The 14,832-nt window shown below is 69.1% G+C and carries 10 protein-coding genes and 1 pseudogene; 2 read left to right on the forward strand and 9 right to left on the reverse strand.

Going from position 1 to position 14,832, the window contains the following annotated elements; genetic code table 11:
* A partial coding sequence (locus AB0E14_RS26550) for a hypothetical protein (RefSeq protein WP_362423072.1) occupies positions 1-1,722 on the forward strand: 1,722 nt, incomplete at its 5' end.
* A 291-nt stretch (positions 1,723-2,013) separates the two neighbouring features.
* Here AB0E14_RS26550 and AB0E14_RS26555 read toward each other — a convergent pair.
* Positions 2,014-2,613, reverse strand: coding sequence for a transposase (locus AB0E14_RS26555; protein WP_362423074.1), 600 nt, complete (start codon positions 2,611-2,613; stop codon positions 2,014-2,016).
* A 314-nt stretch (positions 2,614-2,927) separates the two neighbouring features.
* Positions 2,928-3,433, reverse strand: a pseudogene (locus AB0E14_RS26560) (IS3 family transposase); the annotation flags it as partial.
* A 319-nt stretch (positions 3,434-3,752) separates the two neighbouring features.
* Between AB0E14_RS26560 and AB0E14_RS26565 the strand changes: the two are divergent.
* Positions 3,753-5,924 (forward strand): hypothetical protein, encoded by a 2,172-nt coding sequence (locus AB0E14_RS26565; RefSeq protein WP_362423077.1) that lies wholly within the window; start codon positions 3,753-3,755, stop codon positions 5,922-5,924.
* 121 nt (positions 5,925-6,045) lie between these two features.
* Here the strand turns inward: AB0E14_RS26565 and AB0E14_RS26570 are convergent, their stop codons facing one another.
* The 7 genes from AB0E14_RS26570 to AB0E14_RS26600 form a co-directional block, all read right to left on the reverse strand.
* A complete protein-coding gene (locus AB0E14_RS26570) occupies positions 6,046-6,954 on the reverse strand; it encodes an alpha/beta hydrolase (protein ID WP_362423080.1) in 909 nt (302 codons plus the stop codon).
* The gene (locus AB0E14_RS26575; protein ID WP_362423083.1) at positions 6,954-8,027 is read right to left on the reverse strand and encodes a helix-turn-helix domain-containing protein; all 1,074 of its coding nucleotides are present in this window, start codon (positions 8,025-8,027) and stop codon (positions 6,954-6,956) included. The genes AB0E14_RS26570 and AB0E14_RS26575 overlap by 1 nt, the downstream gene beginning before the upstream one ends.
* Before the next feature lie 50 nt (positions 8,028-8,077).
* A complete protein-coding gene (locus tag AB0E14_RS26580) occupies positions 8,078-9,325 on the reverse strand; it encodes a hypothetical protein (protein WP_362423086.1) in 1,248 nt (415 codons plus the stop codon).
* A 722-nt stretch (positions 9,326-10,047) separates the two neighbouring features.
* Positions 10,048-10,587, reverse strand: a complete 540-nt coding sequence (locus AB0E14_RS26585) for a phage tail protein (RefSeq protein WP_362423089.1) — start codon at positions 10,585-10,587, stop codon at positions 10,048-10,050.
* Positions 10,584-12,542 (reverse strand): putative baseplate assembly protein, encoded by a 1,959-nt coding sequence (locus AB0E14_RS26590; RefSeq protein ID WP_362423092.1) that lies wholly within the window; start codon positions 12,540-12,542, stop codon positions 10,584-10,586. The genes AB0E14_RS26585 and AB0E14_RS26590 overlap by 4 nt, the downstream gene beginning before the upstream one ends.
* A complete protein-coding gene (locus AB0E14_RS26595) occupies positions 12,542-12,976 on the reverse strand; it encodes a GPW/gp25 family protein (RefSeq protein ID WP_362423095.1) in 435 nt (144 codons plus the stop codon). The genes AB0E14_RS26590 and AB0E14_RS26595 overlap by 1 nt, the downstream gene beginning before the upstream one ends.
* Before the next feature lie 20 nt (positions 12,977-12,996).
* Positions 12,997-14,811 carry a VgrG-related protein gene (locus AB0E14_RS26600; RefSeq protein ID WP_362423098.1) on the reverse strand — a complete coding sequence of 605 codons (1,815 nt, stop codon included), beginning with the start codon at positions 14,809-14,811 and terminating at the stop codon, positions 12,997-12,999.
* Between the last annotated feature and the right edge of the window lie 21 nt (positions 14,812-14,832).

Raw genomic sequence — 14,832 nt, forward strand, 5'->3', positions numbered from 1 at the left:
GTGAACCTGGATGTGTTCGCACCGGATACGGCCGGCGGCGATCCGGTGCCGGGGCCCTCCGGACGGCCGCGTAAGCGCAAGGCCGACACGGATCTTCCGGCTGTCGTCCTCCACGACCCCCGGCCCTCCAGCAAGCGGACACGGGAGAAGGACGAGCAGATCCTCGCGGGCATCAACGCCGCACCCGCAGGCAGTATCGCCGATACCGCCCGGCACATGAACATGGACCCGAAGACCCTGAATAGTTGGCTGCAACAGAGGACTTCTCAGCTGGGGCTGGACTCCGGGACGACCAATGCGCAGACACTGCGGTATATCCGTGATCACATGGACGCGGTCGCCGTGGGCATGATCGGGAAACGAGCCAACGACCTCGCCCCCTACGAAACCCCCTGCCCCAAAATCCTGGACGAACGCGACAAGCAGGTCATCGCCACCCTCCTCCACCACCGAACCCTCAACATCACCGACCTCGCCAATGAGTACCGGCACCCGAAGCAGACCCTGAAACAGTGGGTGGAGAGGCTGGGAAAAAACCTGCGCGTGCCCGGCACAGCCGGTGAGGTGATGGCACATGTGCGGGACAACCCGGACGAGGCACTTCGCCAGGCCGGGCTCGACATCAGCGACATCACCACCCTCACCATCCCCTCCGGAGAAGTCGCAGGCCCCACCCCACGCGACAAGCAGGTCATCGCCACCCTCCTCCACCACCCCACCCTCAACATCACCGACCTCGCCAACAAGTACCAGCACCCAAGGCGCACCCTGGAGGACTGGGTGGCGGGGCTGGGACTGAGCCTTCGCGTGCCCGGCACAGCCGGTGAGGTGATGGCACATGTGCGGGACAACCCGGACGAGGCACTTCGCCAGGCCGGGCTCACCAGCAGCGACATCGCCACCCTCACCATCCCCACCGGAGAAGTCGCAGGCCCCACCCCACGCGACAAGCAGGTCATCGCCACCCTCCTCCACCACCGAACCCTCAACATCACCGACATCGCCAGGCACTACGGGCAACCGGGGCAGACCCTGAAGAATTGGGTGGCGGGGCTGGGAAAAAACCTGCGCGTGCCCGGCACAGCCGGTGATGTGGTGACGTATGTGCGGGACAACCCGGACGAGGCACTTCGCCAGGCCGGGCTCGACATCAGCGACATCACCACCCTCACCATCCCCTCCGGAAAAGTCGCAGGCCCCACCCCACGCGACAAGCAGGTCATCGCCACCCTCCTCCGCCACCCCACCCTCAACATCACCGACCTCGCCAAGCAGTACCAGCACCCGAGCAGGACCCTGGAGGACTGGGTGGCGGGGCTGGGACGGAGCCTGCGCGTGCCCGGCACAGCCGGTGAGGTGATGGCGCATGTGCGGGACAACCCGGACGAGGCACTTCGCCAGGCCGGGCTCACCAGCAGCGACATCGCCACCCTCACCATCCCCTCCGGAAAAGTCGCAGGCCTCACCCCACGCGACAAGCAGGTCATCGTCACCCTCCTCCGCCACCCCGCCCTCAACATCACCGACATCGCCAATGAGTACCAGCACCCGAGCAGGACCCTGAAGAATTGGGTGGCGGGGCTGGGACAGCGCCTGCGCCTGGACGTCGAAGCCCGTCAGGTGGCGCCGTATGTGAGGGACAACCGGGACGAGGTACTTACCCAGGCCGGGCTCGGCAAAGACATCACCACCCTCCCCGGCATCCCGAAAGGAAAGAAGTAGCACCCCTACACACCACACGATCACCGGAAATCACCGCGGCCACAGGAACAATGCCAACCGCTTCCGATCCAGCGGCCACCCCCTCCGCAGCTGAAGCCCGGAGGGGCTTGCCGATGCTCCGACCCCCACCCCATTCCGGTGATGCCGAGGCAGCACGGGATCAACGCCATAGGAACATCGCACGCCCCACGAAGGACAACCACCAGCAGTGCCGCATGGTCCACCAGCACTTCGAACGCAGAGACCGAACTCGGTCGCGGCGGCCATGTCGATCCGAAACCCATGGGGTTCTCACGCCCAGGACGTAACGGATATGTGCCACCGCAGTAGCCGCGGACGATGTGTGCCCGGCGCTGGCGTCTGCGGAAGAAGCAGCGGGTCTCGACGGCGAGTTCGGCCTGGCCGCGGGGGTGATGCTGCCTGGGCAGGCCGTGCTTGAGGTCGGCGTTGACCAGCTCGTCGGGGTTCAGCTCGGGCAAGGACGCCGGGGAAGAAGTGCAGTTCGACAGCATCAGGGGCGGCGAGCCAGTCGCGGACCTTCTTGAAGCAGTGGACGGAGAGCCCGTCGACCACGAGATGGACCTTGTGGTCGACGTGGCCTGCATACCGGTCCAGGAAGCGGCACATCACCGCAGCGGTGAAGCTCTCGGGGAAGACCATGAAGTGCATCCAGCCCTTGGTGCTGATCGCCGACATCACGTTCACCGAGAACCGGTTCCCGCTCCGCCGCACCACTGCGAGTGTCCTGCCCTCTCCACCCCAAGTGCGGCCAATATCCTGGTCGAAGCGGATGCCGAACAGGATCTCACCGCCCTCGGCCCTCGCCCTCGCGCGGATCTCCGGCCACGTCTCCTGATGCCACCGCACCACAGCCTCGGGGTCCTGCTCCACGGCACGGTTGCTCGGGCGCTGAAGGACAGCCCCCAGGGCCGTCGATCGAGGACCGCCTGCCGCACGGCTGTCTGCTCGACCCCCTCTCGATACTCGATGCCTACGCAGCGAGGGCGTACCGACACCGGGGAAAGCCCAGCCCGGGCTGCGGTCAAGTCGTGGGTGCAGTCGTGGGTGCAGCCGGGTATCGCCCGGGAGAACCAGAGATTGTGGCGTCGGGCCGAGCGATGACCTGCACGTTCATGCCATTGCTCGCGGTGTTTCATCGAGTGCTACGGCTCGTCCGCACGGATCCGGTCGGTGGGGTTGTCGTCGACCCGCATCAGCCAGGTCACGCGCTTGCGGTTGATCCCCGCCCCCCTCATCTGCGGCTCGGCATGGACGCGCGGGGCACCGTAGGCCCGCCGTGCTGGGCGTGGATGGTTCGGATCTCGGCCCCGGTCCGCTTCTCCTCGGCCTGGCGCTCGGCGCGGGCCTGCCCGGTGGCCAGATGGCGTAGTAGCCGGCGCGGGGCGCTTCGAGCACCCGGCAGATCCGCTTGACGCCGAAGTCGGCGCGATTGTCGGAGATGAAGCCCTGCGGCGAGGGCTCCCTCACCTCCCGCGTGACATACGCGGCCGCCCGGCGCGGGATGTCGCGCTCCAGGTGCCGCTCTTTCTCGGCTTCAGCAGCCGGGCGTTCCCCGCCCGCAGCCGGGCCAGCTCGTCCGCCTCGCCGCCCGTGTCACGGCGTCCGGGCACGTCATCTTCCCGGCAGCGGCATGGCTGAGCGCGACTGCGTCCTTCCTGAACTCCTCGAGATACGGAGACCTGCGTCCCACCTGGACATCCTCCCTGAACCATCAAGATCCATTGTCAGGTGTCCTCCAAAGGATCGGCCTCAGGACCGCCGACGTCCGACGGATCTTTTCCGGAACAAGGGGGCGGACCCACCCAGTGCCCGATCGGGCAGACTTCCAACTGCTGTGTTCAATAGGCTTCTTGGGTCGTTCTCTCGCCGAGTGAACGTGCGTTACCTTCCCGAGCACGGGAGCGCGCCTCCCGCCTGCCGCCCATCGCGTCTCCCTGGGCGGCAGGTCTTTTCGATGACCGGCGTCAGTACGCACGACGACACGACGTAGTGGACGGACAGTCGATTACATGACCTTTCTCAGCTCTTCGCGCCGCCGCCAAGGCTCCATGGGCCTGACGGGCGCGGCTCTCGCCGCGCTGCTCTCCTTCGCCGTCGCCCCGGGAACCGCCGCCGCGCCCGCCGCTTCGGCCGCAGCCGGCCCGCGCGCCATCGACCAGGCCGCTGTCGTCCTTCCGCGCTGGATGGACCAGGTCCGCGAGGTCATCGGCGACCGACCTCTGAACAAGATCGTCATGCCGGGCAGCCATGACGCCGGATCGTGGAGCATCACCGACACGTCGGGGGTCTGCGACACCGCCTCCAACGCGACGCCGGCGAAGGACCATCCGCAGCTCGCCGCCGCGATCTCGATCACGCAGATGTCTCCGATCAAGACGCAGCTCGAGAACGGCTCGCGCTACCTGGATCTCCGTGTGTGCAAGCAGAACGGCAAGTGGTTCACCTACCACGGCGGTCCCATGGGCGGACTGTTCTTCGACGACCCCGCCACCGGCCGCAAGGGCGAGATCAACGATGTCGCGGCATGGATACGCGACCACCCCACGGAGATCGTGACGATCGAGCTGAGGACCTCCGCCCCCGCGGACGACCCGGGCGCCAACACGGAGGCGGTCCGGCTGTTGGGCCAGGCGATCGGTACCGGGCGCTTCGCCGACAGGAACGCGCTGTCGCCCAGGTCGACGTACAACCAGTTCGTGGCCGCGGGCGCCAACGTGGTGCTGCTCGACACCAAGTCGACCACCTCCGAGCCCTGGTCCTGGCCGGGCGGCTGGGCCGAGGGCCGCGACAGCTACGTCGAGAACCAGGACTGGGGCGGGCTCGTCCTGGAGGCGCTCAAGAACCCGACCCGGAACCCCGCGATCGACAAGATCAGCGGTACGGCTATCAACCGCATGCACCAGGTCCTGTCCACGGACTATGGTGATCCGAACAGACTTTTCGTGCTGTCGGGAGCCGTCGACTCCACACTCGCCATCCCCGGCGCCCTGTTCGACGTCGTCACCCATGGCATGAACTACAAGCCCGACGGCGTGCCCTACATGCTCAAGGTGGCTCGCGAGCACAACACCCGGCTGCTCGCGAAGCTGGAGGGCGAGTGGCGCCACTCGTTCATCGCCGGCAACACGAACGTGGTGCAGATCGACTACGTCGACATGAGCGGCCGCCGGGCCGACGGCTCACTGATCGGCAGCGGTGACGTGAGCCGGGCGATCATCGCCAACAACACCCCGACCACGGCTCCCGGCACACTGATGGGCGCGGAGCGTGGCGCAGACGGCAGCTGGGACGCCGCCCGGACACTTCCCGGCGCCTACACCTCCCCCGAGTTCGCGGGGGGCGAGCGGGCCGTGGCCGCGATGCCCGACGGATCGCTCCAGCTCCTCGCCTACGGTCTCGACAACCGGATGTACCACAACATCCGGTTCACGAACGGCACCTGGCAGGGCTGGAACCGCGTCAACAGCGACGCCGTGGACCAGAGGTTCAACGGCGGTCCCCTCGCCGCCGCCGGAACGCCCGACGGCACGATGCACGCCGTCGCCGTCGACAGGGACGGCAACCTGCTCCACACGCTGCGCCGCCCGGGCGGGTCGTGGCAGGAGGCGGGCTGGGCCGGCGTGGCGGACGGCACAGGACAGGTGTTCAAGGCCAAGGACGTCGCCGTCGCCGGGCTCCCGGACAACTCCGTCAAGGTACTCGCGTACGGCCAGAACGGCGCCATGCGCGTGACCGAGCGGATGGCGGACGGGGCGTGGGAGAAGCCCGGCTGGACGACCGTCCCCGGCGTCGGCGGGCCCGTCTTCGCCGGCTACGACCTCAGCATCACCGGTATGGCCGACCGCTCCGTCCAGATCGCGGCGATCGGCCTCGACGGCAGGGTCTGGCACATCACCCGCGACCGGAACGGCGTCTTCTCTCCCTGGGGGAACCCGGAGTGGAAGCCACAGGACCCGATGCGCGCCACAGCCGTGTCGATCGCCGCACTGCCCGACGGAACAGCCCAGCTCGTCGCCGCCGGCCTCGACGGCAACGCCTGGCACACCACCCGCCCGACGACTGGCAAGTGGGCGGCGTTCAGCATGCTCACCGGCCCGTACCACCGCCCGTTGGCGGCCACCGGCGTGGGCGTCGCCGCGCTGCCGGGCGGACGCGTGTACACCCTCGCCAGGGCCCGCTGAACACCCTCGCCGGGGCCCGTTGTCCCTTGGGTCGGTGGCCGGGAGTTCTCGAGCCCCGGCGTCGTTCCCGCGCCGCCGCTCTCCCGCACATGGTGAGGGCGGCAGGCAGCGGCAGCTGCGATCAGCTCCAGGCACTCAGGTGCTCGGTGAACCAGTCGCGTGCCTTCTCGGACGACAGGCGGAACACCTCACCGTCGTAGGCGTCGAAGTGCCCGCCCGGGATGAGCTCCAGCTTCTTGGGATGCGCGGCGGTCTCGTAGGCGATCGTGGCGCCCGCGCCCGGCGTGGTCCCGTCGTGCGGTGCCACGATCATCAGCAGCGGTGTCGGGGCGATCAGCGGCAGATACATGGCAGGCTCGAAACTGTGGATGAGTTCCGCCGAGGTGAGGGTGATCTCGTTCCGCCACCGCGAGCCCTCGCCCGTCCGCGTGTACCAGGCCCAGGCATCGGGCGTGGGCAGTGCCGCCGGCGCGGTCGGGTCCTCCGCGACCACGGGGATCAGGCTGGGCGGGGTGCCGGCCGCACGGGCCAGACGCTCCGCGCTGAAGAAGTCGTCCAGCCCCTTGATATCGGCGGTCACCGCACCGCTGATCATCGGTACCTGGCTGACCACGGCACGCACCCGCCGGTCGATCGCGGCGGCGACGAACGCGTTGCCGCCACCGAGGCTGGAGCCCCACAGTCCGATGTGCTCCGGGTCGACGTCGTCCCGGCTCTGGGCGTAGGTGATCGCGTGCTGGATGCATCGAATCTGCTGCCAGGGGTCGATCTCCTGGCGCGGGGAGCCCGGCAGCGGATCGCTCGCGCCCAGTCCGGGATGGTCGTAGGCGAGCGCGCTGAGACCCGCTGCCTGGAACACCTCCGCGTACGTGTCGAGTCCCATCTCCTTGACGGCCGAGAAGCCGTGCTGGAGCACTACGCAGGGAGCCTTGTGGCCCTCGGCCTCGCGGCGCTCAGAGCCGGCAGCGGGATAGAACCAGCCTCGCAGCGTCGCGCCCTGCGCATCGAATTCCACGTCCTCGCGCACCATCAGTCGTCCGCCTCTCGTCGGTCAGTTGCGTCGATCCTCACCTCCCTCACGCCGCGCGGCTCGACTCTGCGTGCCAGCTTCTGGCCGCTCGACGACAAGGCCCGCCGGGCCCGCCTGTCCGTCCGGTAGTGCGACGGCGTGGTCCCGTACGCGGCGCCGAACGCCCGGGTGAAGTGGCTCGGGTCGGCGAAACCCCAGCGTGCGGCGATCACGGAGACGGGCTCCTCGCCTGTGATCAGCTCCGCACGGGCACGGGCGAGCCGGCGGGCCCGAACGACCTCCGCGACGCTCTCCCCACTCTCCTCGAAGAGGCGGTGCAGGGTCCGCACCGAGAGGGCGTGTGCCCGGGCGATCACCGGGGGCGTGAGGTCGGGACGCGTGAGGTTGCGGTCGATCCATCGCACGATGGCCGCGCGCCGCAGCCGCGACGGAACCGACCCTCCGGACGCCAGGCGGCCCGGCTGGTCGTGGTCGGTGCCCAGTGCCGCGGAGACGAGGTGGAGCGCGGCGTCACGGGCCGACGCCTCCGCCGCCGGCGGCAACTCGTGCACCGTGTCGGCGAGTACGCCGAGATAGTCGACGAGCAAGCGGGTGGCCGGCTCGGCCTGGTCCAGGATGCCCCGGACGGGGCCTCTGGGTCCGCCGACCTCGCGCAGCGCGCTCCGCGGGATCACGAGGCTGCGCTTGACCAGGGGCTCGACGACCTGGAACCGGGTCGCGCGAGCGCTGTCCCAGAGCGCGCCCGCGCCACGGCGCAGTTCCTTGACATCACCGCCCTGCGCCACCGTTTCCCGGCCGGAGCGGGTGAACACCACGATGACGTGGTCAGCGGCACTCCCCTGGATCTGCCCACTGCCACGGAAGCCCGTGCACGGGTCGCACCGGGTGTCGACCAGGGCGAGGTCGTCGACGTGGACCCGGCGCACGGACGCGCGGAACGCTCTGCCCGGGCGGCCGGGCGTCAACCGGATGCGGGTGTCCACGTGTGTGGCGGAGAAGACCTCCTCCCAGCGTCGCTCCCATTCCTGCGGCTGAACCCCGTCCAGGGTGAAGCGTTCGACCCTTGACGTCACCGGACCACCTCCCATCGTCGTCGCCTCTCCCCCGTCCTGGGGTCACAGGATCACGAGAGAAGCGAGAAGAACTCCAGCTCCGAGATGGCCACATCCTTGTTCTTCTTCGACGGAAAGACATCCACCACTGTGATCTGCACGGAGTTGATGGCCGTCGCACCGTTCAACGCGAATTTCTGCGGCTTCGCGCTGTCACTGAGCGTGATCATCGCCGTCTTCTCGTTCGTGAACCTCAGCAGGAGGACACGGGGCCTGCCATGGTCGGTGAAGGCATCAGCGACACCTGACGTGACAATCATCTGATCCAGCTTGACCAGGCGGTCGAACTTGATGGTCAGGGTGACGCTCTCCTTGGTCTGCGCGACGACGGGATCGTACGGCTTGGACCAATAGGTGGCGGTGTTCAGGTCGATCACACTCTCGGGACCGTGCCCCTTGGCCGAGTTCTTGGCATCGGCCGTGGAGGGACGGACCGGGGAGTAGTGGGACTCGATGAACCCCATGACGGTTGCGCGGACCGTGTTGACCCGGCGGTCGACCTCGTTTCTGAACGGCGCGTAGGACGCGTACAACAGGCAGGAAAGGCAGACCAGCGCCCCTGCCACGATCTTGGCCTTGACCATGATCTGGCGTCGTCGCTCTCCGGGTGCCGCTCCGGATCCGGATCCGGTACGGCCGGCTCCCGTACCCAGCGAGACGACCCGTGGGCCGCGCCGCAGCTTCAGCCTGTGCCACCACGGGGCTCCGGCGATCTCGGCCTCGCTCAGCTCGGCTCCGCATCGCGAGCAGAACCGGCGCGTGGGCGTGTTGCCCTGGCCGCAGCCCCCACAGATCAGGTGTCCCGGCTGAATGGAGTTGGAGCGGACGGTCTGGTGGTTCTGCCGCGGGACGGGTGCCTGTGAGACCTGGGGCAGCACCGCGTCCGGCTCGTCGTCCCAGTCCTCGTCGTCCTCTTCGTCCTGGGCGACAGAGGGCAGCGGAGCGATGAGGGCGGCGTCGCGGGCCCGGGCGTCCTCCGGACGGACGGACGGTATGGGGACCGTCAGCTCCGACGGGTCCCCGGGGCGACGCGCCGAAAACGCCGACGGGTGTCGCTCGTCGTCTTCATCGTCCTCGTCGTCTTCATCGTCCTCGTCGTCCTCGCCGTCCTCGCCGTCCCAGTCGTCCTCGCCGTCCCAGGCGTCCTCGTCGTCCCAGTCGTCCTCGTCGTCCTCGCCGTCCTCGCCGTCCCAGGCGTCCTCGTCGTCCCAGTCGTCCTCGTCGTCGTCCTCATTCGACTCCGGCCGGCTTTCTGGCATGCCGAGCCCGCCCATGCCCATGGACGGGCCTGCCGCATTGCCCCGAGCAGGCGAGGCATCCTCGTCCCAGTCGTCGTCCTCGCCCCAGTTGTCATCCTCGTCGGTGTCACCGAGACCGGGAGGACGCGGAGGACCACCCAGGCCGGGAGGACCACCGAGCCCCGGAGGACGCGGAGGACCACCCAGCCCAGGAGGACCACCCAAACCCGGAGGACCGCCCAGCCCCGGAGGACGCGGAGGACCACCCAGCCCAGGAGGACCACCCAAACCCGGAGGACCACCCAAACCCGGAGGACCGCCCAGCCCCGGAGGACGCGGAGGACCACCCAGCCCAGGAGGACCACCCAAACCCGGAGGACCACCGAGCCCCGGAGGACGCGGAGGACCACCCAGCCCAGGAGGACCACCCAAACCCGGAGGACCACCCAGACCGCCCGGACGCGGAGGACCACCCAGACCGCCGAGGCCGCCGAGGCCGCCGAACCCGTTGGGTACTTCCACCGCGTCACCCGTGACAGGGGGCGAGATCGCCCTGGCCGCGCCCTGCACCAAACGGCTCAGCAAGGGGCGCTTCGGCCGGTCGGTCACCGCGTCGGCCTGCGCCTGGACCTCCTCCGATATCTCCGGCGCCGACCGCTCGCCGGACCATTCGAGAAAGGCTCCGCACGACCCGCAGAAGTCATGGTTGTCGCGGTTCCGTCCGCCACAGCTACGGCAAATGATCATCGGCGGACCACCTCCATGCGGTACGGCACGTGTGCCGGTACGCACTCCTGCACCAGAGCCTCCAAGTCGACGAGGTCGGCGTCCTGTTCACGCTCGACGATGATCCGGATGACGGCTACGGACGGCAGCCCCTCCGGGAAGGGCGTTTCGGGTGCGGCGGAGGTGAACACCCCTCCGGAGTCGAGCAGTTCGACCTCGCCACCCGCCGCGAGGGCGACGCGGGAGCGGAGCCCTCCCACCGTGCCGCGCGTCCTGTGCCCCTGAACCGCGTGTGCGGTGGCCGCCCGTTTGCGTTCCAGGGGCCAGTCCTCGTCGAGCTGGGTGCCCATTCGGTCCGCCAGCCAGACCAGGAAGTCCGCCGGGGTGAGCCAGGGGTCGACGTACGCCTCGATGCAGTCGAGGGTATTGATCACAGGGGCGATCACGTCGTCCCAGCCGGCCGTGAGCCGCACCGTGAACGGGTCGTCCTGGTAGACCGCGGGCAGCAGCTGGACGAGTGAGTAGGGGCTGCCCAGCCCCTCGACTGCGGCCCTCATCGGTTCTCGTCCACGCGGACGTGGTGGTCGTAGGAGATGACCAGGCTGTTCGCCGGAAGGTCGATGCGCCTGGTCTCCTGGCCCCGTTCGCCCGTGACGGGATTGGCCGCGAACAGCCGCACGTCGTCCACCATGTCCACCCCGTCGACGCGCTGGAGCAGGGCGAAGATCTCGCCCACCTGAACAGGCCGCCCGAAAGGCCACCCCTTCCCCTGCGGGCCGCCGCCCGGCAGGGGGTCGAGGAAGCGGTACAGGGCGTCCTCGACGTCCCGGCGGACCCGGTCGGCCGCCGCCCGGTGGTGGGCCGTGATCCGGGTGACCACGGTCACGCCGCGGTACAGCGGGGGCTCGACCATGACGCGGGTACCCACCAGCCGTACCTCGTCCAGACGCTGGGCCACCCTGTCGAGGGTCTCCTGGGCGGGGATCAGGTGTTCCAGGCGTACCCGCTCCCCCACCGGAGCGGAAGGTACGACGAGCAGCTTCACGTTGCCGTGCTCCTGGCTGGGCAGGCACCTGATGCGCGCCAGCTCGGGAGCCGCCTCGTGCGACAGGGTCTCGAAGTCCTCCGCCGTCACGGCCCGGTTGCTGCTGCGCAGCATCATCGGGCCGCGGGCCATGGCCTCGGCCAGGGTCTCACCGTCGGCACCGCCGCGGGCCGGCCGCCGGTTCTCGATCCGGGCGATGAACGGCAGCGACGACATCAGTGTCCGCACGGCCCCGGCTGGCACGTTCCCTCGTGCCCCGCCGCCGATCGCGAAGTTCCGGATCCGGACGGTGGCCCCGTCGGCGGGAACGGCGCCGTACTGCCGCAGGGTTCCGTCGGCCTCACGTACGGCGGGCCCCAGACGTGCTTCTCCCGCTGCCCCGTCCAGGACGAAGTGCCGGTCCTCAGGACCGCTGTTGGCGAAGTGGTCGACCCTGGTCCAGGTCTCCCAGACCGTCTCGTGGCCCCTGGGGGCGATCTCCAGCACGGGGTCTCCGTACGGAGTGAGCAGAGGCCTGCGAGGGATCTCGAACCGCTGGCCCGGGACGCCCTCGGCCTCGTCGAGGACCTCTCCGTCGACGACCTCCACGTTCGTGGCCGCGACCGTCGCGCCCACGGTGGCCGTATGCAGCCCGTGCACGACCGGACTCGCCGTGTAGCCGGGCGCTCCGTCCACCGGCTCGAGGGCGCGGGCGCGTAGCCAGCCCGCGCTGTGTTCCGCCAGGACGGCCGTCCGGTGGTCCTCGGGGACATGGATGACGACCCAGCCGGACCGGTTCAGGCCGCCCGTCTCGTCGGCGGACACTTCGCACGCCGTCCAGGTGGAGCCGTTCCACGCCTCCCACGCCAGCGGCGGGGCGTCGGGGTCGACGCCGACACCGTCGACGCGTCCGTCGAACTCGATCCGGACGGCACATCTCGGCACCGCGTTCTCCAGCCCGAGCAGAAGTGCGTCCCCGGCCTGCGGTGTCGCGCTGAAGGCGGGGAACGGCGCGTGCAGCCCGTGGCTGCCGTACTCGACGTTGTCCAGCCGCTCGTCGGCGCCCACCATCGTGAGCACGTGCGCGAGGGGTCCGGGAACCAGTGTGATGTCGTCGTCCGTGCGGAAGGCGACCGGTTCCTCTCCTTCGGTGTGGAGGGTGGCGGCCCGGGTTCCCCTGCGGATGAGGAGGGGCGTGTCCGTGACCGGCGTGGTGGTCCAGAAGGTGATGTCCGTGCGGGCGGCGACGGGCGGAAGCATGCGTAGCCCGATGAGGTCGAGGAACTTGGCGTAGAGCCGATCGGGCACCTGGTTCAGCCGGTACAGCATCTGGTCGGTCATCATCGCGACCGCCTCGATCAGGGTGATGCCGGGGTCGGAGGGGTTGTGGTCGGTCCACTCCGGGCAGCGGCGCGCGATCAGCCGCCGCGCTTCGTCCATCAGGTCCGGAAAGCTCCGGTCGTCGAGGTCGGGGGTGGGAAGCGCCATCACTGCTCTCCTGCGTCCTGGTCGGCCGGAGAGTTGTCTTCGTCCGGGAGGGAATAGAAGGGGAAGACCATGTTCCGTGGGTCGTTGGTCCCCTTGGCGGTGTAAGAGATCACGATGTTCACCAGGGTGGGGTTGTACGGATCGGGCTCGACCCCCACCGCCTCTACGGTGACGCGGGGCTCGCAGGCGGCCAGGGATGCGGTCACCTCGTGGCTCAGTTCGACGAGCGTGCCGGGATCGGTGCCGGCGAACACGTAGTCACGCAGGCGGGAGCCGAAACCGGGCCGCATGGGACGCTCGCCCGGGTACGTGGTGAGGATCAGCCGCATGGACTGCTCGAGCAACTCGTTCCCGGTGACCATGCGGACGGAGCCTTTGCCGCCCACACCCAGGGGAAAGGCCCAGCCCGTTCCGATGAAGTCTTCGCCGTCCATGGCAGTCGTCCTCCGTGGACTCAGTTGAGTTCGATCTTGGAGCCCTTGATGGCGACGGTGCCGGTGCTCTCGATGGTGATGGACGACTGAGCCTTCAGCGCCAGCGACGATCCGCCGTCGATGCTGACCTTGCCGCCCTGCCCCGCCGCGATGTTGACCGTCCCGCCGGCGCCGCACTCGATGTTGATCTGCCCCTGCGCCGCCTTGCTGTTCGGCGCCTTGGGCTCGCAGCTGAGCGTGAGGGTTCCCGCGACCTGGTCGATGGCCAGGCGGAGACTGGCGTCCTGGGTGCCCAGGACGATGGCGGAGGCGGTCGGCGGCTGATTGGGCGCGGGCACCTTGTCGTGGAACTCCAGCATGTTGCCCGCCGGCGAGACGATGCCTCTGCGGACCACCTCGGCCGTGTCGCCGGTCGCCTCCACGGCGGGCCCGCTCAGCTTGTACGTACTGGCGTTGCTCAGCACACCGCCCACCACGTACGGGCGCCGCGGATCGCCGAGCTCGAAACCGAGCAGCACCTGGTCCTCGACCTCGGGCAGCAGCAGCGCCCCGGCCCGCCGGCCTCCCGCGGCCTGGACCACGGGCGCCCAGTCGGTCACGTAGCTGGGTGCCAGCCAGGGCAGCTTCACCTTGACCCGGCCCTTCTTCAACGGGTCATTGACATCGGTGACCACACCACAGACCAGGCCGTTCACCCGCGGGGCCGAGTGCAGCCCGCCGTCGCCCGCCGTCAGGCCGAGGAGCGTGCGGTCCTCCCCGTTTCCCAGCTGCAGCCGGGTGCGGTAACCGCCGTCCGCGAGGTCGAAGACGTGCTGGGCCGCCACCACGGTCCAGGATCCCGCGAACGGCTTCGGCACTCCGACGACTTCCACCGTCGCGCCCGCCTGGAGCGCGGGGTCCCCCCACGTCTCCGCCTGCGCCTCGGCGAAACTGCCCGCCAGGCGGCGGGCCGGCCCTTCGACCGCTGCACGCGAGGCCGCGCTGAGGGATCCACCGCCTGCCGCGGGGGCCCTGTCGGTCAGGATCCGTCCGTCGGCTGAAGGCGCAGGATCCTGCGAAGGTGCGCCGGACGGCGCCGCTGTCGGCCTCTTCGTGCCCGCGACCCCGCTGATGGCCTCGGCGGCCTCCGCGCCGATGTCGACGACATCGTTCACCGTACGCGTCCGGGTTGATACGGCCTTGACCTCCAACGGGTCCCAGACGCGCATCTCGACTTCCGGTGCCATGTTCCCGGCGGTGATTCGCGGCCGGAAGGTCCGCAGGTTGCCCAACAACTCGAGCCTGACAGCGGAGCCCTTCGCCGTGGCCGCCGGCCGGAAGAAGAACTTCCCCTGGTCGACACCGAACTCGTAGCCGATCTCGCGGCAGCGCCAGGTCAGGAACTCCCAGTCGGTCTGGTTCATCTGGCCCAGGTGCTCATGCGTCACGGTCGTCTGCTTGATCTCGCCGATCGGCAGCCCGGCCTCTCCCGCGATGAGCTTGGCTATGTCGGAGTCCTTCTGCTTGATGTAGTCACGCACCCGAGAACCGCGCTGGAGCAGGTGGCTGCGGTCGTAGGCGCGGACGATGGTGAACACCGATCCGTCGAAGCAGTCCGCTTCGACAGAGGTGACCTCGCCGGCTCCGACCACGACACGGTCACTGGCCCGGCTGTACGAGGTCGCCACCTCGATCCTGCTGCCGAAGGTGATCCCCGAGTCCGCCAGAAAGTTCGATCCTGTGTCGGTGAAGGTGACCTCGATCATGGTCGGCATGTTGACGCGGCTGTCCACCACGGCCCTGACGACGCGTTGCTGAACGTCCTCCTGGGACTGTCCGATACGAACGCTGGCCACAGGAGGAGAGGAAGGAAAGTC

Origin of the sequence: Streptomyces sp. NPDC047981, from assembly GCF_040653315.1 — a bacterium.
GTDB lineage: Bacteria > Actinomycetota > Actinomycetes > Streptomycetales > Streptomycetaceae > Streptomyces.

Coding starts and splice junctions, on each gene's coding strand:
- AB0E14_RS26565 (WP_362423077.1), top strand. CDS start 3,753: ATGACCTTTCTCAGCTCTTCGCGCCGCCGCCAAGGCTCCATGGGCCTG.
- AB0E14_RS26570 (WP_362423080.1), bottom strand. CDS start 6,954: ATGGTGCGCGAGGACGTGGAATTCGATGCGCAGGGCGCGACGCTGCGA.
- AB0E14_RS26580 (WP_362423086.1), bottom strand. CDS start 9,325: ATGCCAGAAAGCCGGCCGGAGTCGAATGAGGACGACGACGAGGACGAC.
- AB0E14_RS26585 (WP_362423089.1), bottom strand. CDS start 10,587: ATGAGGGCCGCAGTCGAGGGGCTGGGCAGCCCCTACTCACTCGTCCAG.
- AB0E14_RS26590 (WP_362423092.1), bottom strand. CDS start 12,542: ATGGCGCTTCCCACCCCCGACCTCGACGACCGGAGCTTTCCGGACCTG.
- AB0E14_RS26595 (WP_362423095.1), bottom strand. CDS start 12,976: ATGGACGGCGAAGACTTCATCGGAACGGGCTGGGCCTTTCCCCTGGGT.